The following is a 19,046-nucleotide window of genomic DNA, read 5'->3' as shown; positions in this document are numbered from 1 at the left end:
CCCGCGCAGCAGGGCCGACGTTTCTACAGGAGGGTACCGTGGATCTTCAGGGCTACAGGCAGGCGTTCGACGAGGCGGAGCGCGACTTCGAGGCTGCGGTGGAGGAGTACGGCCTGGCGTTCGAGCGCGAGGAGACCTCCCCGCGCGAGGCGCGCGTGCGCACGGCGGCATCGTGCGGGTGCCGCTGCGAGAACGGCGCCTCGTCGCTGTGGCGCAACTGGATATCGCCCGCGTGCCTGGCCTGCCGCACCGGCGACGAGACGGCCACGTTCTTCGTCGATTTGCGGTGCGTGAAGAAGTGCTATTTCTGCTTCAACCCGAACCAGGACCACTACGAGCACTTCCTCTCCCATGAGCGCGACATCGTGGCGGAGCTCGAGCAGGCGCATGCCATGGGCGCGCGGTTCCGCTGCCTGGCCATCACGGGCGGCGAGCCGCTGCTGCACCCCGAGCAGGTGAACGCCTTCCTTCAGCGAGCCGCCCAGCTCTACCCGGACGCCCACACGCGCCTGTACACGTGCGGCGACCTGCTTGACGAGCGCAGCCTGCAGGAGCTTGCCGAAAGCGGCCTGGACGAGATCCGCTTCAGCATCAAGCCGCCCGACGCGGGCGACGGCCAGGACCGCGTGTACGAGCTCATGGAGCAGGCGGTGGGCACGATTCCGGCCGTGGTGGTGGAGGTGCCCGTGATACCGGGCTCGCTCGATCAGATGAAGGACCTGCTGGTGCGGTCGGACGCCCTCGGCATCAGCGGGGTCAACCTGCTGGAGTTCTGCTTTCCGCTGCACAACGCCGCAGAGTTCGCGAAACGCGGCTTCCAGCTGCGCAAGCATCCCTTCAAGTATCTCTACAACTACTGGTACGGCGGCGGGGTGCCGGTGGCCGGCAGCGAGGCCGAGGCCTTGGAGCTGCTGGCGTTCGCCGAGCGCGAGGGCCTGCGGCTGGGAATCCACTACTGCAGCTCGGACAACAAGAACACCGGCCAGATATACCAGCAGAACAAGGCGTTCTTCGCGGACCCGGCGCTGCGGGACGCGCACCCGTGGATGCGTGCGGACGAGGAAGACCGGTTCCTGAAGTGCGCGAAGGCCTTCGGGGAGGATGCGCGCTGGGCGAGGGAATGGGCCGAGGGCGCCGGCGTGGTTTGCGGCTACGACCCGGACGTGCCGAGCCTTGCGCTTGCGGACGACGACGCCGCGGCGCTGGAGGAGGCCTGCCCGTCCATCGTCCTGGCCGAGAGCGTGAACGTGGTGGAGGAGCGCGAGCCGGACGGCGCGCCCAGGGCGGGACGCGCCGGCGCGCGCCCCGCCCTCTACCTGCGGGAGGTGGCCGTCGAGCCTAGAGCTTGACGTGCCCGAACGTGACGATGGAGTAGACGAGCCCGGCTATGCCCAGCGCCACCACCACGGCCACGATGACCTTGTCCGAGGTCTTGGCGAACAGCTTCGCCTTGGGGTCGTGCTGGCGCACGCCCACGATGTAGAGCGGCAGGCCGACGGCGTACACGATGCACGCCACCATGAGGTAGTTCAGCCCGGCGGCGTAGATGAGCCACAGGCCGTAGAGCGAGCCGGCCGCGCCGGTGAACACCGCCATGTTCCGGCTGGCGAAGATGCCCTCCGGGTATTCTTTCTTGATGGCGATCTTGAAAAGGAAGAGCGTGCAGAACAGGTAGCACGGCAGCGCCATGACGCTGGTGATGCTGATCATGGTGGTCCAGGCGTTGCTGCCGATGAAGAACGAGATAACGAGCACGATCTGCACGATGATGGTGGTCCACAGCAGCGCGGTGGACGGCGAGCCCTTCTTGTTCTCCTTCACGAACGCCTTGGGGAAGATGCCGCTCTTCGAGGCGGCCAGCGGCATCTCGCCCAGCATGAGCATCCACACGAGCCAGGAGCTCAGCACCGACACGATGACGCCGGCGTTCACCAGGATCTCGCCCCATTTCCCGAACTTGTCCAACATGATGGCGGCCATGGAAGGGTCGGCCATGGCGCCGACGTCGGCCTGCGAGTACACGCCGAGCGGCAGCAGCGACACGATGATGTAGAGCGCGAGCGTGACCAGAAAGCCGATGGTCGTGGCCTTGCGCACGGCGGCCTGCGACTTCGCCTTGCCCGACACCACGACGGCGCCCTCGATGCCCAAGAACAGCCACAGTGTGACGAGCATCGTGGCCTGCACCTGCGGCATGACGTTGTCCCAGCTGAACGTCAGGTCGATGGTGCCCTTCATGCCCCAGAAGCCCTCCATGAACACCGAGAACTTGAACACGGTGGCCACCGCGATGATGAAGATGGCCACGGGCAGCAGCTTGCCGATGGTGCCGATGATGTTCAGGAAGCTCGTGGACTTCGCGCCCTGCAGGGCCAGCAGGTACATGATCCACGTGATGATGGAGCCGCCGATGATGGACGGGATGTTGTTGCCGCCCGAGAAGTCGGGCACGAAGTAGTCGAGCGTGGCCATGACCAGCACCGAGTACGCCACGAGGGCGAAACAGTTGCAGATCCAGTAGCCGTAGGCCACGAAGAAGCCGATGAGCTTGCCGAAGCCCTTCTCGGCGTACGTGTACAGGCCGTTCGTGAGCTCCGGGCGCGCGGCCGAGAGGATGCGGAACGTGTTCGCGATGAACCAGATGCCGATGCCCGTGACCACCCAGGCGATGATGATGGCTCCAGCGGAGGCGTCCGCGGCCATGTTCTGGGGGAGGTTGTAGATGCCTCCGCCGATCATGGCGCTGATGACGATGCCGACGAGGCCGATCAGCCCTACCTTCTTCGAGCTGTCGGATGCCTTGGCGGCGCTTCCGCTGGAACCGGTCGAGGTATTGTCTGCCATGATTCCAGTCCTTGTCATGAGAGGCGCGCCCGCTGGGAGGCGGGCGCGCGGCGATCTTCGTTGCGGCGGGGGCAACGGGCGCCCGCCGTCATGCGATAGGGGAGCTCCGCGCTACTTCGCGAGGTTCGTGAGCGACTCGAAGTCCATTTCCTTCAGCCAGTCGGAGAGGTTGAGGTCGTTCAGCGACGTGAATCCCGTGGTGGGCACGGCGTTGCGGGCCAGCGTGACGTAGGGGCCCACGGTGATGGCGTTGCCGATCTCGCCCGGCTTCATCATGCGGTGCGCGAAGCCCACGTACGTGCGGTCGAACAGCACGTTGGAGTCGCGGCCGCACTCCACCACGGACCAGACGATCTCCTTGCGGTGCTGCTCGAGGAAGGCCATCATGTCGTCCTCGTTGTCGTTTTCGGTCCATACGCCGGCGTCCTCGATGAACAGGTCGGCAGAGAAGTCGCGGTCGGCGGACAGCGAGATGGCGATGAACGACCAGATGCCGTAGGCCTCGCCGGCCTTGAGCGGGCGGTCCTCCTTCGGGCGGTAGGCGGTGACGCCCTTGTTGGCGCAGATGGTGTGCGCGCCGGGGATGGGATGGTAGCGGCGGTTGTTCTCGGTGCCGAACAGCTCGACGCCGGCGTTCAGCAGCGGGGCGGCGTCGAACACCTTGAGCTCGGAGCCGTCGAACTGCTTCTCGGTGAACAGCGGCTGGCTCTTGCCCGACGTGATGTCGTCGTGACGGGCCAGGTCGTAGCCCCACACCTGGCCGGCCATGCCGCAGAACGAGGAAGCCGTGAGCATGTTGATCTGGCCGATGTAGGCATCGGCCGTCTCCGCCTTGTCGTAGGTGACGATGGTGTCGATGAGCGCGTCGTTGGTCTTCTCCACCGTGCCGGCCGACACCTTCAGCACGGACACGTAGCCGTTGCCGTAGGCGCCCGGCATGCCGTAACCGTCGCAGTAATCGTCATAAGGGCTGATGGCCGTCTTGTCGATGTGCGGCGCACGCATGCTCGCGTGGTAGTTCGCCTCGCGGGCGATGGTGCGGTTGCGGCGTTCCTCGATGTTCTTCAAAACAGGTCTCCTTTCGCAGGTGTTCGATTCAGCGCCGATTGTAGGGCCCGAGACTCGCGTTTGATTTCGCATAACGGTTCCGAAAGGGAGCCGTGCCTTTCCCGATGGCGGATCGTTGGGGAGGTGAAACGAGGGCGTTTCCAAAGGGGCCCCGTTCCCCCCGATGGGCGTCCTGCCCCGCCTCTTCCCTTGACCGGCGGGCGCGGGGGTGATATATTACAACTGTCATATAACATATGTTATGTTAGGGGGGGCGGCCATGCCGGAGCAGCGGGTGGGCAGGGAGCAGGTGCTCGACGCGGCGCTTGCCGTCGTGCGCGAGCAGGGCGAGGCGGCGCTGAGCGCGCGGTCGGTGGCGCAGCGGGCGGGGTGCTCGGTGCAGCCGATCTACAGCCTGTTCGGCGACATGGGGGAGCTGGTGCGGCAGTTGTACGACCACGCCCGGGCGTGGGTTGCGGCATACAACCGCGAGCATGAGCACGACGGGTGCAACGCCTTCGAGTCCAACGGCCTTTCGCACCTGCGGCTTGCGCGCGAGGAGCGGCCGCTGTTCCACTTCCTGTACCTGTCGCCCCATATGGAAGCGACGGGCTTCGAAGGCGTGTACGAGAGCGTCGCCATCGATGGCGTGCAGCAGTGCATCGAGGAGCTGGGGCATCTGTCGCCCGAGGCGGCGCGCGAGCTGTACCTCGACATGATCGTCTTCGTGCACGGCATGGCGGCGATGCTGGCCACGGGCGCGCAGTTCTCCGACGAGGAGCTGCACGCGCGCACGGATCGTGCGTTCAAGGGGTTCGTCTCGCTGGTGCGCGCGTGAGGGGCCGGATGCCAAGCAGCCTCGCATGAGGTGCTTGGACATCGAGAAAGGATGTCACGGCTTCCTTTTCCCCGTAAAGCAGGACGCGGCTGCGGCCTGCAGGGGAAGCCGCCACGACCGGGCGATCGAAAAACGTAGAAAGGCTTTGCAATGAGGGAGACGATCTCGCGGGGGCAGAAGCGCCAACGGATACGGCGGCTGATGCTGCTCGCAACGTTCTTGCTGTTCCCCATAATAATCTTTTACTTCTCGCCGGTGCTCATCATCGAGGGTGCGCTCTCGGGCGTCGTGGCGGCCAGCATGCTCGTGTTCGGCCTGCAGTTCCTGACGGCCATCGTGTTGCGCCGCGCATGGTGCGGATGGCTGTGCGCGGCGGGCGGGTTGCAGGAGCTTGCGGCCACCGCCGTGGGCAAGCCGTCGAGGCCCGCCTGGCTCAAGCGCGTGAAGTACGCCATCTGGGTGCCGTGGGTGCTCTCCATCGTCGCTTGCGCCTGGGTGGCGGGCGGCTTCACGGTGGTGGACCCGCTGTACGGCATCCCGGGCGGCGTGTCGATGAACAACCCGCTGGGCCTGCCCATCTACTTCGGCATCGTGGCGCTGTTCTTCGTCCCCAACCTCGTTCTGGGACGGCGCGCCATGTGCCACGGCATCTGCTGGATGGCGCCGTTCATGGTGTTGGGCGAGAAGCTGGGGAGCGCGCTGCGCGTCCCGCAGCTGCACGTGAGCGCCGAGGCCGACCGCTGCATCGGCTGCGGGAAGTGCGACCGCGCCTGCCCGATGAGCCTGCCGGTGGAGCAGCTGGCGAAGGGCAGCGCGATCGTTGATGCCGAGTGCATCCAGTGCGCGGCGTGCGCCGACGCCTGCCCGAAGGGCGTGCTCAAGCTGCGGGTGGGGAGGCTGCGATGAGCGGGCTGCTCGCGTAGCAACCAGGCTGCGCGCGGGTTATTCCGGCAGGTCGACGAGGGCGTAGGTGTCAATGTCCTGGCGCTGATGGAGAATGCGGTACACCGTCAGTGCCGTGTCGTCGCAGCGGTAGTACACCGTGTACGGGCTTGCCAGCACCGTTCGATATTCCCGATGGTGAAGCCCGTCTATTGCGAAGCGCCCGCCTGCATCGGGAAATGAGCGCGCATGTTCGATTGCAGCGTCGACGCGCTGGATCGCCGCAAGGGCGGCTTGCGGGTTTTTGCATTCAAGTCCCAGGTAGATGGCGATCGACTCCCGATCGAGGTGGGCGCGCGGTCTCCAAGCGAGTTCGAGCATGATCAGTCCCCGTTCGAAGGGTAGTCGAGGTTCCAGAGCGCGAAGATCTCGCGCATCTTCGCTTCGGAATCGTCGGCGTTGAGGGTTTCGGGACGGTATTTCTCTTCGATTTCCGCCTCGCGGAGCGCCAGGTAAACACGGTTGCGCCGTTCGGTCGTTTCGTACGCGTTGCTGTCCATGAGCACGAAGGAAGCCACGCCGTTCTTCGTGAGCACGATGGGCTCTTGCAGCTCGGTCGCCTGGGTGCACACATCGTTGAGTTGCGTGCGCAGGTCGGTAATGGGCCTGATGACGGGTAGCGGTGCGGCGAGAGCGGACATGATGCTCCTTTCCATGTTCTTTATTCAGTACATAATAGCATATATAATAAGGTATATGAAGGGTTGCAAGAGGACAGAGCATGTTCGCGCTTGACTCTGACGTTGCGTGAGGGTGTAGGCTGTCGATGCGATCGCGAAAGGAAGGAGGCGCCCATGGAGTGCGAGCGGGCGGAGCGCGGCTACACGGTGCACGAGCTGGCGGCGTTGTCGGGGTGCACGGTGCGCACGTTGCACCATTACGACGAGCTGGGGCTGGTGCGGGCCGGGCGCGCGGCGAACGGCTACCGACGCTACGGGCCCGCCGAGGTAGACCGGCTGCAGCAGGTGCTGCTGTACCGCGAGGCCGAGATGCCGCTGGCGGACATCAAGCGGCTGCTGGACGACCCGGCGTTCGACGCGCGCGATGCGCTAGCCGGGCATCTGCGCGAGCTGCACGCGCGCAAGGAGCGCCTTGACGGACTGATCGCGAGCGTGGAGAAGACGCTCGCCAGCATGGAAGGAGATGGCCCGATGAAGGACGAGGAGAAGTTCGAGGCGTTCAAGCAAGGCCTCGTGGACGAGAACGAGAAGAAGTACGGCAAGGAGGTGCGCGAGCGCTGGGGCGACGATGCCGCCGACGCGAGCAACGCGAAGCTCATGGGCATGACCGAGGAACAGTACCGCGCTACGCAGGAGCTGGAGCGGGAGATCAGGGACGTCCTCGTGGCGGCGATGGAGACGGGCGACCCGGCAAGCGAGGAAGCGCGCCATGCGGCCGATCTGCACCGTCAATGGCTGTGCGCTTTCTGGAAGGACGGTACGTACTCCAAGGCCGCGCATCGGGGCCTCGCCGAGATGTACGTTGCCGACGAGCGCTTCAAGGCCTACTACGAGGCATGGGCCCCTGGCGCCGCCGAGTTCCTCCGCGACGCCATCAAGGCTTTCTAAGGCAACCTGCGGCCCATTCGTTGCTTGTGCCTGCAGGCGGGCCATCCTACACTGCTGCCCATGAGCAGAATCGCAACGTCCATGAAGTCCGTGCTGCACACCTCGGCGCGCCGTCTCGCCGCTTGGGTGCGCGCGCCGTTCGCCAGCCTGTACCGGGTTGCGGCGGCGGTCCTCGCCGCGGGGGCGGTGGGCCTCGCGCTGCCGCCCTGGGTCGGTTTGCTGCTGTTCGCCCCGGTGGCGGCGACCGTCGGGACGAAGGTCGCGCATGCCGTGCGCGCCATCGCCTCGCTGTGCTACGTGGGCGTGGCGAAGAACCGCGAGGGACACCCGACGCTCGACGTGCGCCGCGATCTGCTGCAGCGCTCCCGGGCGCTCGGCACGGCCTCGCTCGCTGCGGGCGTGGCCGTGCTGCTCGCCGCGCGGGCGGCCCTGACCCTGTTCCCGAGCCATGCCGAGGACGGCGTGCTCGCCCCCTACCTGGTGTTCACGGCGGTGCTGCTGGGCGGCTTTCTGCTGTTCTACACGCTGGCGCTGCGGTTCGACTCGTCGGTGCTGCGGGGTCTCACCAGCATCGCCGTCACGCTGCCGGTGTTCTTCATCGTGGTGGCGGTGGCCAGCATCCTGCTGTCGTGGGCCATGGGCGTGCTGGCGGGCTTCGGCGTGCCGGTCGAGGGCCTGCTGCAAGGCGGGTTCGCCTGGCTCTACGAGATGCAGCGCCTCCTGGGTGCGGCCGTCGGCTACTTCCTGCGGCAGGATACCCTCATCGTCGGCGTGTCCATCGTGGCAGCCGCGCTGCTGTTGCTGCTGTATGCCTACTCGGTGCCGCTCTACTGGCTGCGCAGCGTGTCGCGCTGGCTCAAGGGCATCGGCGTGGCCGCGGCCGCTTTCGGCGCGGCGGTCATCGTGTTCGCGGGCGTGTGGCTGGCCGACGTGCAGCATCTGGCCGAGCAGGCAGCGGCGGGGCGTCTGGGCACGGGTCTCGACGCCGGGGTGGCCAGCAGCCAGGCGCAGGCCGTCGCGCAATACCGCTCGGACGACCTCGTTGCGCTCATCAAGGCGTTCGTGTTGCCCTACACGGTGGGCGTGTTCGTGGCGAACGGCGTGGTGGCGTGGCGCAAGGGCCGCGCCAAGCAGGCGGCCGACGGCATCCTCGACGACTTCGCCGCCGCGGGCCACGTGGACGAGGCGGCGCTTCCCGAGCAACGCAAGCGCTACCTCTACTGCGGCGGCAGCCCCACGCTCTGGGATATTGCCCTGCGCTCCATCGGCCATGACGTGCCTCTTCCCCATCCCTTCGCCCCGCGCAGGCTCACGCTCAAGGAGCGCCTGACCGGCGTGCTGGAGGATCCGCCGCCCGAGAGGGCGCCCGAGCAGCCGCCCGACCCGCCGGCCGAGCAGCCGGCTTCGTCCGCTTCTGCCGGCTTGCCAGACGAAGTCGGCATGCGCACCGACTCCAAGGCCGGTCATGCCGAGGGCTGCACCAAGAGGAATGAGCCAAGACAGGCTCTGCAATAAGAGGGGAGGGAGGACAAGGGGCCAGGTCCTTGTCTCGTGCGTCGCGACGCCAGGGTTCGTCGGGGAATCCGTGGGCGTGACGGCCCCTGCTGCTTCGCGCTTGGGCGCGGGCGAGCATCGGTGATGCGGCGAACCGATGGCTATTGTGCGTGCAGAAGCGCCCGGATGCACAGTTTTTACCAGATTATTGCAGAAGGAGGAGTTCGAGGGGCGATTTGTATGCCTCGACGGCATCGCGGTGCCTTTTATCGGCGGTGTTTTCCCTGATCGCGATAAGGCCGACGATGCAAAAGCCCCCGCAAGCGCTCCAAGCATGCAGAAAACTGGTAAAAACTGTGCAGAAAAGTCCGTGGGGGCCCGAATTTGAAGAACCTGCGCGGGCTGTTCGCTTCCGGCATGCCGGTGCCGTATGATGTGTTTCTTGTCTGACGGGACGGCAACGCGCCCGCCTCGCCTCGCGCCTTGCCGTTGCCGTTTTGTATAGTGGCCCCATGAAGAAATCCGAAGCGCTCAAAACCCTGGGGCTGGCCGACGGCGCCACCGACGACGAGGTCAAGCAGGCCCACCGCAAGCTGGTGATCGCGCATCACCCGGACAAGTTCGCCCTGGACTCGCCGGAGCGCGCCGAGGCCGAGGAGCTCACGAAGCGCATCAACGAGGCCCGCGACGTGCTGCTGAACCGTTCGTGGACCCCCGAGTTCGACCCCCGCCGCGACCCGCGTCCCTACGCGAACAACCCCTACGCGCACCCCGGTCGCCCCGGATCGTCCGCCGCGCCGGGCGGACCGGCCGGCCAGGATCCTTTCGCCGGCTGGCCCTTCGCGGGAGGCCAGGGCTCGCCGTTCGGCCAGGGCCAGGGCACGGGCCCCGCACCCGGCCGCACCACCTACGTGTGGACTTCCTGGGATGGCACCCGCACGGCCGGCGGCGATCCGGGCGTCGGCGGGCCCTTCGACCCGTTCGACCCCTTCGCGCCCTTCCGCGCCGCCGAGCCGCGCAAGACCCCGCAGCAGGTGCTGGCCGAGGCCGTGCGCTCGCTGCGCAGCGAGGCGCTCGCCGTGGCGGGCAAGGCGGCCGTGCTCGCTGTGGCCGCGCTGCTGGGCTCGGTGGCCACCGGCCTGTTCTTCTACGTGATGATATCGCTCGTCTGGGGCCTGTGGAAGCGGCTGGGCAGCTGCCTCATCGGCTTCATCGTGCCCATCGCGCTTCTGGGCGCCCCCTTCGTGTTCCTCATCGCGCCGCGCCAGGGCGCCGTGACCGTCGGCTTGGCCGTCTTCTTCCTCGCGGCCGTGCTGTTCGACGCCGTGAACCTGCGCAACGCCCTGCGTGCCTACCGTGCCGCCAAACGCGCCGCCCGGCCGTAGGGCCTCCCCTCCACGACCTCGTGCTATACTAGCCGCTTTAGGAAACGTTCGCGGGAAGGGTCCGGTTGAAGAAAGCGCTGCTGCTCGTTATCGGCATCGTCGCGGTGTGCTTCCTCATCGCGAACGCCGACTACCTGGCGAGCTTCCTCGCCACCCTCCAGACCGGCGCGCTCGTGCCGCTCGTGGTGGCGTGCGTGCTCATGCTGGCCCGCCACCTGGTGCAAGCGGCCTCCTACGACGCGGCGTTCGAGGCCGTCGGGCATAAAACCGGTTTCTGGCACAACGTCGTGCTCATCTTCTCGCTCGTGTTCATCAATACGTTCTGCCTGTTCTCGGGCGCGACGGGCGTGGCGTTCATCATCGACGACGCGCACCGGAGGGGCTGTGACGCCGGCCAGGCCACCTCGGGCGCCATCCTCTCGCAGATCGGCTACTTCGCCGCCATCCTCGTGATCTCGGTCATCGGTTTCGTCACCATGCTCGTGTCCGGCTCCATGAACACGCTCTTCCTCGTGGGGGGCCTTGCGCTTGCGGCCGTGCTGGCCGTGCTGTCAAGCATGTTCGTGGCGGGCTACCGCAAGCCGCGCATCCTGTTCCGGCTGTTTTTGGGCCTCGAGTCGCTCATCAACAAGCTGCTCGGCCTGCTGAAAAGGCACCTCAAGCCCGGTTGGGGCCGCAAGACGGCCGGCTCGTTCATCTCGTCGGCGTCCATCTTGGCGAAGAACCCGCAGGGCACGCTCGTCACCGTGGCCTATGCGTCGTTCTCGGCCATCCTCAACATGGCGTGCCTCGTGGCCATCGGCTACGCGTTCGGCTTCACCCACGTCACCGCGCTCGTGGCGGCGTTCGCGGTGGCAGCCATCTCGGTGATACTGAGCCCCACGCCGCAGGGCGTCGGCGTGGTGGAGGCCGCCATCGCGGCCATCCTCACGGCCCATGGGTGCTCGCTCGCCACGGCCACGGCCATCGCGCTCGTGTACCGCGGCATCATGTTCTGGATGCCCTTCTGCATCGGCGCCGTGCTGCTGTCCCAGTCCGGCTTCTTCGCCGACAAGAAGAACCCCTCCGAGGAGCAGCGCGCGAAGGACCTCGCCTGGATATCCGGCACGCTCGTGCTGGTGGTGGGCCTGGTGAACCTGGGCCTGGCCCTCATCCCCAAGTCGTTCGAGCCGTTCACCGTGCTCACGGAGTGGGTGAACATCGGCGGCGTGCTCATCGGACCGGCGCTCATCGTGGGAAGCGCGGTGCTCGTCGTGCTGGCGGTGGGCCTCATCCTGCGCTTCCGCACGGCGTGGGCGCTCACCATCGGCGCCCTCGTGCTGCTGGCCGGTGCCGAGTTCCTTTACGTGAACACGTGGCAGGTGGCCGTGGCTGCCGTCGTGCTGGTGGTGTGGCTGTTCTGGAAGCGCTCCGCGTTCGACCGGCCCGTGGTGCTGAAGGGCGACGCGGCGCGCATCGCCCGCGAGTTCGGCGATAACGTGGCCCGGTTCCGCCGTTGGCGCGCCGAGCGCCGCGCCCGCCGCGACGCCTCGTCCGGCGCGCCGATTGCCGGATCGGACGACCTCGACGAGCTTGCCGGCGCCCGAGCCGGTGCACCGGCCGGCCCCGGGTCTCGCCTGCGCACCGCCGCGCCCGCCGGGCATCGCGCGCGCGGCACGAGGGCGGCCGAGCCCCCGCGCAAAACAAGTTGGGAACAGCAGGCCGAAAAGGGCGCGCTGCTCATGCGGCAGGTGGAGCAGGAGGGTATACTGGCAGACGAACCATCTGCGAAGGAGGAGCAACGCCCATGATAGTGCTCGACGAGCCGTACGTGTCCGAACCCCTGGTCGATTGGCTGGAGCAGTCGCAGCATCCCGTGCTGGACAACGATGTGGCCGCCGCGCTCGCCGCGGGGGGCCGCCGTCTCAACCTGGTGGGAGAGGACGAGGCCGCCCGCCGTATCGATGCGGGCGAGCGCGTGTACACGAACTCCGAGAACGCGCTGGCATGGATCGCGGACCATACGGCCAACACGTCCCTCGCGCGTGCCATCGACCTGTTCAAGGACAAGGCGGCCATGCGGCGCGCGCTGGCCGGCCTCGATCCCGACCTGTTCTTCAAGACGTGCTCCATCGACGAGCTGTTCAAGTTGGATTTCTCCCGCCTGCCCTCTCCGTTCGTGCTCAAGCCCTCCGTGGGCTTCTGCAGCGTGGGCGTGTACGCCGTGGCAGACCGCGAGGACTGGGAGCGTGCGCTGGCCGATATCCAGAAGAACGCCGCGAGCTGGCACGACCTCTATCCCGAGAGCGTCATCGGCACGGGATCGTTCATCTTGGAGGGCTACATCGACGGCACGGAATACGCGCTCGACGCCTACTTCGACGAGCAGGGCCGCGCGCGCATCCTGAACGTGCTGCGCCACGACTTCGCCTCGGCCGAGGACACGTCCGACCGCATGTACGTGACGAGCGCCGCCATCGTGCGCGACAACGCCCCGGCGTTCGCCGCCTGGCTCGACCGGGTGAACGCGCTCGTGGGCGCCCGCAACTTCCCCGTGCACGTGGAGGTGCGCGTGGACGAGGGCCACGTGTGCCCCATCGAGTTCAACCCCCTGCGCTTCGCAGGCCTGGGAGGCACGGACGTCAGCTGGTATGCGTACGGCTACCGCACCTACGAGGCGTTCCTCGAGGGCGTCCAGCCCGACTTCGGCGCGGCGTTCGCCGGCAAGGAGGACAAGGTCTACTCCATGTCGCTGCTCAACGCGCCTGCCGGTACGAAAGGCAACGAGCGCTTCGACTACGATGCGCTGCGCAGCCGCTTCTCGCACGTGCTCGAGCTGCGCCCGTTCGACGTGGGCCGCGTGGGCAACTACGGCTTCCTGTTCCTGGAAACGGATGCCGAGACGGCCGGCGAGCTCGATTTCCTTAAAAACACGGACTTGAAAGAGTTCCTCCGCTAGCGGCGGGGGCGTTATGGGACGGAACGGGGGCAGGCCTTGAAGCTGAGCGTGCGCAACCTGCTCATCGGGCTCGTCATCGTCATCGTGCTCGCCGTGGTGCTGCTGCGCGGCGACCAGCTGGTGGAACTCGTGGAGACCATCAAGAAGGGGTCGGTGATCCCGCTCGTCGCCGCCCTGTGCACGCAGCTGGGCAAGTACTTCGCGCAGAGCTTCGCCTACTCGTTCGCGTTCGAGGCCGTGGGCGAGCGCATGGACCCGCGTTCCACGCTGCCGCTCGTGTTCGGCACGTTCTTCATGAACACCATCGCCCCCTCGCTCAACCTCGCCGGCACCACGCTCGTGGTGGACGACGCGCGCCGCCGCGGCATCCCGCCGGGGCGCGCCACGAGCGCAGCCCTGCTCATGCAGATCACCGTGGACTCGGGCTTCGCCACCATCATGCTCGTGGGCTTCGCCATCCTCGCGTTCACCGTGGGGCTCTCGCCGCTGTGGTTCCTCCTGGGCCTGCTGGTCATCGCGCTCGTCACGGTCATGGTTCTCATCCTGGTGCTCGGCCGCAAGCGCCCGGCGCTCGTGCTGCGCGCGCTGCGCCCCATCGAGCGCTTGGTGGACCGCATCCGCGTGCGCTTCAAGAAGCCGCCGCTGGACTCGTGGGTCGAGCGCACGGTGGGCTCGTTCTCCGACGCGGCCGGCCTCATCGCCCACAACCCGAAGGCCACCGCCAAGGCGTTCGGCTGCTCCGTGGTGGCCTCCCTGTGCGAGCTCGCGTGCTTCTCGCTTGTGGGCGTGGGCTTCGGCGTGACCGTGCCCGAGGCGCTCATCTGCGGCTACGTAGTGGCCACACTGTTCGCCATGATATCGATCACCCCGCAGGGCGTGGGCGTGGTGGAGGCTGCCGTGGTGGTGGCGTTCACGTCGTTCGGCGAGTCGAGCGCGGCGGGCCTGTCCATTGCGCTCGTGTACCGCGGCATCGTGTTCTGGTTCCCGTTCTTGGTGGGCGCCATCCTCATCCAGACCACGAAGTCCTTCAAGCAGGAAGCGAAGAAGACCGTGCGCACCGCCCGCAAGTCCGACCGCATGCGCACCGTCGAAGGACAGGCCAGGCGCCTGGACGAGGCGAAGGCGCAGGGCGCGCCTGTCTCGGGCAAGGCACGGCCCGCCGCCCGCTCGCCGCAGGAGCAGGCCGCTGGCGCGCCGCCTGCTTCCTCCGAGCCGCGCGGCCGCTGACCGTCCGCGGCGCGCTGTACGTTTTCCAACCTCAAAAACTACGACAATCGGGGGTTTACGCCATGCGCGGGTTCGCCATGCTATAGAATAGCGGGATGGTAGCATATCGCGGGCCGCAGGCCCGCTTGCAGAACGGGGGCAGTATGGAACGTGGGAAGCTTTTCGGCGCCGTCGCAACGTTCGCGCTGGCGGGGATCTTGGCCTGTGCCGGATGCGCTGGGGGTGGGCAGGGCGCGGCGGGCGAAGCCGGCAAGGCGTCGGTGCTCGACCCGGCCGACCCCGTGCAGGTGGAGCTCTGGACGTACTACAACGGCACGCAGCAGCAGGCGTTCGAGGATCTGGTCAAGGAGTTCAACGCGGGTCGCGGCAAGGATACGGGCGTCGTGGTAACCAGCTCCAGCCAGGGAGGCGTGAACGACCTGGCCGCCGCCGTCACCGACTCGGCGCAGGAGCTCGTGGGCTCCGAGGCCATGCCCGATGCGTTCCTCTCGTACTCCGACACCGCCTCGGTCATCGACGGGCTCGGCCGCGTGGCCGACCTGTCGGCCTACCTGACCGACGGCGAGTTGGCCCAGTACGTTGACAGCTTCATCGAAGAGGGCGACATCAACGGCGACGGCAGCCTCAAGGTGTTCCCGGTGGGCAAGTCCACCGAGACGCTGCAGGTCAACTTGACCGACTGGCAGAAGTTCGCCGATGCCACCGGCTCGACGCTCGAGGAGCTCTCCACCATCGAGGGCGTGACGACCGTGGCGCAGCGCTACTACGAGTGGACCGACGCCCAGACGCCGGACGTCGCGGGCGACGGACGTCCTTTCTTCGGGCGCGACGCCATGGCGAACTACCTGATCACCGGCTCGCGCCAGCTGGGCCATGACGTGTTCGACATCGACGGCGGCGTGTGCACGCTCGACCTCGATCGCGCCACCATGAAGAAGCTCTGGGACAACTACTACGTGCCCATGGTGCAGGGCTGGTTCTCCGCCGAGGGCAAGTTCCGCTCCGATGCCGTCAAGACGGGCGACCTCGTCTGCTATGTGGGCTCGTCCTCCTCGGTGGTGTACTTCCCGAAGACCGTGACGGTCGACGACAATACGAGCTATCCCATAGAGCTGGCCGCGTTGGCGAACCCCACGTTCAAGGACGGCAAGCCGTGCGCGCCCCAGCAGGGCGCCGGCTTCGTGGTGACGAAGTCCGACGAGAAGAAGGAAGCCGCCTGCGTCGAGTTCCTGAAGTGGTTCACCGACAAGGAGCAGAACACGGCCTTCTCCATCAGCGCCGGCTACGTGCCCGTGAAGAAGGACGCGCTCACGCTCGACAACCTGCAGAAGGCTGCCGAGTCCGTCGAGGGCGCATCCGAGAACTACCTGGTGAACCTGCCGGCCACGCTCGATACCATCGAGGCGGGCGTGTACGCCAACCCGCCGTTCAAGGGCGGTGTGGAGGCGCGCGCCGTGCTGGAGAAGGCGCTGTCCAGCAAGGCCGTGGCCGACCGCGCGGCCGTGACGGCCGCCATCGAGGGCGGCGCGGCGCCCGAGGAGGCCGTGGCGCCGTACCTGGAGGATGCGGTGTTCGACTCCTGGCTGGCCGACCTGACCGCATCGCTCGAAGCGGCAATGGCCTAGCCAGAACGCCTTCGGCGAGGGCCGGGGAAGGGAAAACGACGGCGGCATGGGCCTGGAAACGGGAAAAAGGCGGGGCGCGCGGCGCGGACTGACGTTCAAGGTCCTCGTCGTGGTGCCCTTCTGCATAGCCCTCGCCATCCAGGGCGTCATGTGCGTGGCCGTGCTCGCGGGCAGCGAAACGCTCGAGCAGATGGAGGCAGACGCCTACGACCTGTTCTCCGAGCGCGTTTCCAGCCGGGCAGGCTATCTTGAGAACGACATGATATTCCGCTGGTCGGATTTCGACGTGGTCGTGGACGATGTGGGCGACGACATCGATTCCGCCCTCGCCGCGCACGGTGCGTCGGCGACCGACATCGCCACGGGATCCGACCTCTCGCTTGCCGTCATCGACGCATCGGCCGACGACCTGCTGTCGTTCGCCCGCCGTGCCGAGGTGGACGGCGTTTACCTCGTGCTCGCGGACGGCGCGGTCGACCCCTCCTCCGAGGGGGACGGTCATCCGGCGCTCTACATCCGCGACGCGAACCCCAAAGTGGACGTGGCGAATGGCTCCGACCTTCAGCTGGCGGCGTGCCCCATCAGCGTGGCCCGCCGGCTCGATATCGCGCTCGACAGCCAGTGGTCGGCCGCGTTTCCGCTCGCCGCCGAGGGCGAGGGTCAGAGCGCTTTCTACTATCGTCCCCTGCGTGCCGCCCAACAGTACCCCGATGCCGACACGAGCGACCTGGGTTACTGGGGACGGCCCGTCGACCTGGGATGGACGGGCACGCAGTCCGTCACGTACAGCAAGCCGGTGAGGGACGCCGCAGGCAATGTCGTTGGCGTGCTGGGAGTGGAGGTACGGCTCGACCGCATAGCCTCCTTCTTCCCGTACCTCGACCTCAACGAGGGAGGCAACGGCTCTTATCTGCTGGCCGTCACGGGGGAGGACGGTGGTTTCGCGCGCGACGGCGGCGTGTCGCCGGCAACCGGGCAACCACGCACCTACGAAGTGCTCACGGCCACGGGTGCATCGCAGAGCCTCTACGTGGAGGACGGCTCGTTCGAATCGTCCCTCGACGAGAAGGGGCGCATGACGGTGGAGCCGTCGGAGGCCGCGTCGTCGGCCGCGCGTGCCGCCGCCAGCGCGGCCGAGATCAAGCTCTACGACAGCACGTCGCCGTTCGCCTCCGAGCATTGGGCTCTCGTGGGGCTCGAGCGCGAGGACGACCTGTTCTCCGCCGCGCACCTTCTGTCCGAGAACCTCATGAAGGTGTTCGCGGCCTCCATCGTGGTGGGCATCGTTGTTGCCGTGCTCACGGCATGGCTGTCGTCGTCCCGCCTGCGCCACCTGATGGGGGAGGTGCGTGCCGCAAGTCCCGAACAGCCTATCTCGTTCACGCCCACCGGCATCGTGGAGGTGGACGAGCTGTCCGAGTCCATTGAGCTGCTGGGCTCCGAGGTGGCCTCGGCAGCCTCGCGCCTGTCCCAGATACTCAAGCTGTCCGATCGCTCCATTGCCGCGTTCGAGTGCAATTTCACGTCGTCCGTCGCCACGTATACGGATGGCTTCTTCGATGCGATGGGGCTCGTGCTCCCGTCGGGCTCGGGCGAGCAGGGCTCCGCGCATGAGGGCTCTCTCGGCGGCGCCGTGCCGCTCGGAGCATTCGAACGGCTTTTCCAGTCGCTTCGCCCGCGCTACGAGCAAGAGTCCGACGGTCGCTGGATCGTCTCGGATGTCGACGGCCGGCGCTGGGTTCGCATCGTCACGTTGGAGAGCGATGACGGAACGCGGGTGTTCGGCCTGGTGGAGGATGTGACCGACGAGATAGCCACACGCCGCCGCATAGAGCACGAGCGCGACCACGACGTGCTCACGGGCCTCTTGAACCGCCGTGCTTTCGAGCAGGCCGTCACGGAGCGCCTGGCCGGCATCCCGCCGGCGTTCGGCGCCATGCTCATGCTCGACTTGGACAATCTGAAGTACATCAACGACACGTACGGCCACGATTGGGGCGACCACTACATCAAGGCCGCGGCCAGCGTCATCGAGCGCACGTTCGAGGGCGAGGGCTTCTTCGCGCGCATCTCGGGCGACGAGTTCCTCGTGTTCGTCGACCGCTGCGCTGACGCCGATGGGGCGTACCGCCTGTTCGACTCGTTCATGCGCGCGCTCGACACGAGCGTGCTCGAGGCACCCGACGCCACGGTGCTCAAGGTGCGCGCATCCGTGGGCGTGGCGTTCTATCCCGAGGACGCCGTGGATTTCTCCCACCTGCGCGAATATGCCGACTTCGCCATGTACGAGGCCAAGAACCACCGCAAGGGCGCGCTCCTGCGGTTCGACCGCAAGAGCCACGAGCGGGGGGCGTTCATCCTCAACAACAAGGAGGACCTGAACCGCCTGCTCGACGAGAACCTCATCGACTACCACTTCCAGCCCATCGTGGACGCCCGCATGGGCGAGGCGGTGGCCTACGAGGCGCTCATGCGGCCGCAGCTTCCCTCCATCGCCACGCCGGACCGCGTGCTGCTGCTCGCGCGCTCGCAGTCGAAGCTCTACCGGGTGGAGCATCTCACGTTCTTCGGCGCCCTGGAGGCGTTCGCCAAGCACGGGGACGCCGCTCGCGGGGCCACCTTGTTCGTGAACAGCATTGCCACGCAGCGCCTGTCCTCCGATGACGAGGTGGAGCTGCAGAAGCGGTTCGGGCCCCTGCTCAAGCACCTGGTCATCGAGATCACGGAGAGCGACTACAGCCGCGAGATGTCGCTGTACAAGGAGGGCCTCGCACGGCGCTGGGGTGCGCGGCTCGCTATCGACGATTTCGGCAGCGGCTACAACGGCGAGACGTCGCTGCTCGACTACCACGCCGACTTCGTGAAGCTGGACATGGGCATCGTAAGCGGCATCGACGTTGCGCGCGACCACCAGGACATCGCCCGCAATCTCATAGGCTACGCGCATGACCGCGGCATACGCGTGATAGCCGAGGGCGTGGAGACGCCCTCCGAGCTCAAGGCCGTCATCGGGCTGGGCGTGGACTACCTGCAGGGCTACCTCATAGGCAAGCCCGCTGCCACGCCGCCGGCCGTGCCCGCCGATATCCAGGAGCTCATCCGCACGCTGGCCGGCACGTCCTGCTAGAAGGGAGCACC

The 19,046-nt window shown here is 67.1% G+C and carries 15 protein-coding genes; 11 read left to right on the top strand and 4 right to left on the bottom strand.

The window, feature by feature from the left end; genetic code table 11:
- Window positions 1–38: 38 nt before the first annotated feature.
- Window positions 39–1,349, top strand: coding sequence for a radical SAM protein (locus BN3560_RS04635; RefSeq protein WP_096227181.1), 1,311 nt, complete (start codon window positions 39–41; stop codon window positions 1,347–1,349).
- On the opposite strand, the gene BN3560_RS04630 is transcribed toward BN3560_RS04635, so the two are convergent.
- A complete protein-coding gene (locus BN3560_RS04630) occupies window positions 1,339–2,844 on the bottom strand; it encodes a basic amino acid/polyamine antiporter (protein WP_096227180.1) in 1,506 nt (501 codons plus the stop codon). The genes BN3560_RS04635 and BN3560_RS04630 overlap by 11 nt on opposite strands.
- A 111-nt stretch (window positions 2,845–2,955) precedes the next feature.
- On the bottom strand, window positions 2,956–3,912 hold the full coding sequence (gene hdcA / locus BN3560_RS04625; protein WP_096227179.1) for a histidine decarboxylase, pyruvoyl type: 957 nt from the start codon (window positions 3,910–3,912) through the stop codon (window positions 2,956–2,958).
- A 259-nt stretch (window positions 3,913–4,171) separates the two neighbouring features.
- On the opposite strand from hdcA, the gene BN3560_RS04620 reads away from it, so the two are divergent.
- Both BN3560_RS04620 and BN3560_RS04615 read left to right on the top strand, forming a co-directional pair.
- Window positions 4,172–4,729, top strand: coding sequence for a TetR/AcrR family transcriptional regulator (locus BN3560_RS04620; protein ID WP_096227178.1), 558 nt, complete (start codon window positions 4,172–4,174; stop codon window positions 4,727–4,729).
- A 150-nt stretch (window positions 4,730–4,879) separates the two neighbouring features.
- Window positions 4,880–5,635, top strand: coding sequence for a 4Fe-4S binding protein (locus tag BN3560_RS04615; protein WP_096227177.1), 756 nt, complete (start codon window positions 4,880–4,882; stop codon window positions 5,633–5,635).
- Between the two features lie 36 nt (window positions 5,636–5,671).
- Here BN3560_RS04615 and BN3560_RS04610 read toward each other — a convergent pair whose 3' ends face one another.
- Together BN3560_RS04610 and BN3560_RS04605 are read right to left on the bottom strand one after the other, a co-directional pair.
- On the bottom strand, window positions 5,672–5,992 hold the full coding sequence (locus BN3560_RS04610; protein WP_096227176.1) for a type II toxin-antitoxin system RelE/ParE family toxin: 321 nt from the start codon (window positions 5,990–5,992) through the stop codon (window positions 5,672–5,674).
- A 2-nt stretch (window positions 5,993–5,994) separates the two neighbouring features.
- Window positions 5,995–6,312, bottom strand: coding sequence for a type II toxin-antitoxin system prevent-host-death family antitoxin (locus BN3560_RS04605; RefSeq protein ID WP_096227175.1), 318 nt, complete (start codon window positions 6,310–6,312; stop codon window positions 5,995–5,997).
- A gap of 153 nt (window positions 6,313–6,465) precedes the next feature.
- Between BN3560_RS04605 and BN3560_RS04600 the strand changes: the two genes are divergently transcribed.
- The 8 genes from BN3560_RS04600 to BN3560_RS04565 all read left to right on the top strand — a co-directional run bounded on the left by BN3560_RS04600 (window position 6,466) and on the right by BN3560_RS04565 (window position 19,035).
- On the top strand, window positions 6,466–7,239 hold the full coding sequence (locus BN3560_RS04600) for a MerR family transcriptional regulator (protein WP_096227174.1): 774 nt from the start codon (window positions 6,466–6,468) through the stop codon (window positions 7,237–7,239).
- 60 nt (window positions 7,240–7,299) lie between these two features.
- Window positions 7,300–8,754, top strand: coding sequence for a hypothetical protein (locus tag BN3560_RS04595; RefSeq protein ID WP_231897344.1), 1,455 nt, complete (start codon window positions 7,300–7,302; stop codon window positions 8,752–8,754).
- A gap of 491 nt (window positions 8,755–9,245) precedes the next feature.
- Window positions 9,246–10,118 (top strand): J domain-containing protein, encoded by an 873-nt coding sequence (locus BN3560_RS04590; protein WP_096227172.1) that lies wholly within the window; start codon window positions 9,246–9,248, stop codon window positions 10,116–10,118.
- A 65-nt stretch (window positions 10,119–10,183) separates the two neighbouring features.
- Window positions 10,184–11,908, top strand: a complete 1,725-nt coding sequence (locus BN3560_RS04585; protein WP_227115045.1) for a lysylphosphatidylglycerol synthase transmembrane domain-containing protein — start codon at window positions 10,184–10,186, stop codon at window positions 11,906–11,908.
- Window positions 11,905–13,056, top strand: coding sequence for an ATP-grasp domain-containing protein (locus BN3560_RS04580; protein ID WP_096227171.1), 1,152 nt, complete (start codon window positions 11,905–11,907; stop codon window positions 13,054–13,056). The genes BN3560_RS04585 and BN3560_RS04580 overlap by 4 nt, the downstream gene beginning before the upstream one ends.
- A gap of 36 nt (window positions 13,057–13,092) precedes the next feature.
- Complete coding sequence (locus BN3560_RS04575) at window positions 13,093–14,283, top strand: lysylphosphatidylglycerol synthase transmembrane domain-containing protein (RefSeq protein WP_087191543.1); 1,191 nt, start codon at window positions 13,093–13,095, stop codon at window positions 14,281–14,283.
- 143 nt (window positions 14,284–14,426) lie between these two features.
- Window positions 14,427–15,908: an extracellular solute-binding protein gene (locus tag BN3560_RS04570; protein ID WP_096227170.1), complete on the top strand. Its 1,482-nt coding sequence runs from the start codon at window positions 14,427–14,429 to the stop codon at window positions 15,906–15,908.
- Between the two features lie 46 nt (window positions 15,909–15,954).
- On the top strand, window positions 15,955–19,035 hold the full coding sequence (locus tag BN3560_RS04565) for a bifunctional diguanylate cyclase/phosphodiesterase (protein WP_154270486.1): 3,081 nt from the start codon (window positions 15,955–15,957) through the stop codon (window positions 19,033–19,035).
- The last annotated feature ends 11 nt before the right edge of the window (window positions 19,036–19,046 follow it).

Origin of the sequence: Gordonibacter urolithinfaciens, assembly GCF_900199375.1 — a bacterium.
GTDB classification, from domain to species: Bacteria; Actinomycetota; Coriobacteriia; order Coriobacteriales; family Eggerthellaceae; genus Gordonibacter; species Gordonibacter urolithinfaciens.
This window is presented reverse-complemented; position numbering and strand designations above follow the sequence as displayed.

What these genes read in the sequence shown, in the direction of transcription:
- BN3560_RS04630 (WP_096227180.1), bottom strand. Translation starts at nt 2,844, where the DNA reads ATGGCAGACAATACCTCGACCGGTTCCAGCGGAAGCGCCGCCAAGGCA.
- BN3560_RS04620 (WP_096227178.1), top strand. Translation starts at nt 4,172, where the DNA reads ATGCCGGAGCAGCGGGTGGGCAGGGAGCAGGTGCTCGACGCGGCGCTT.
- BN3560_RS04615 (WP_096227177.1), top strand. Translation starts at nt 4,880, where the DNA reads ATGAGGGAGACGATCTCGCGGGGGCAGAAGCGCCAACGGATACGGCGG.
- BN3560_RS04610 (WP_096227176.1), bottom strand. Translation starts at nt 5,992, where the DNA reads ATGCTCGAACTCGCTTGGAGACCGCGCGCCCACCTCGATCGGGAGTCG.
- BN3560_RS04605 (WP_096227175.1), bottom strand. Translation starts at nt 6,312, where the DNA reads ATGTCCGCTCTCGCCGCACCGCTACCCGTCATCAGGCCCATTACCGAC.
- BN3560_RS04600 (WP_096227174.1), top strand. Translation starts at nt 6,466, where the DNA reads ATGGAGTGCGAGCGGGCGGAGCGCGGCTACACGGTGCACGAGCTGGCG.
- BN3560_RS04595 (WP_231897344.1), top strand. Translation starts at nt 7,300, where the DNA reads ATGAGCAGAATCGCAACGTCCATGAAGTCCGTGCTGCACACCTCGGCG.
- BN3560_RS04590 (WP_096227172.1), top strand. Translation starts at nt 9,246, where the DNA reads ATGAAGAAATCCGAAGCGCTCAAAACCCTGGGGCTGGCCGACGGCGCC.
- BN3560_RS04580 (WP_096227171.1), top strand. Translation starts at nt 11,905, where the DNA reads ATGATAGTGCTCGACGAGCCGTACGTGTCCGAACCCCTGGTCGATTGG.
- BN3560_RS04570 (WP_096227170.1), top strand. Translation starts at nt 14,427, where the DNA reads ATGGAACGTGGGAAGCTTTTCGGCGCCGTCGCAACGTTCGCGCTGGCG.
- BN3560_RS04565 (WP_154270486.1), top strand. Translation starts at nt 15,955, where the DNA reads ATGGGCCTGGAAACGGGAAAAAGGCGGGGCGCGCGGCGCGGACTGACG.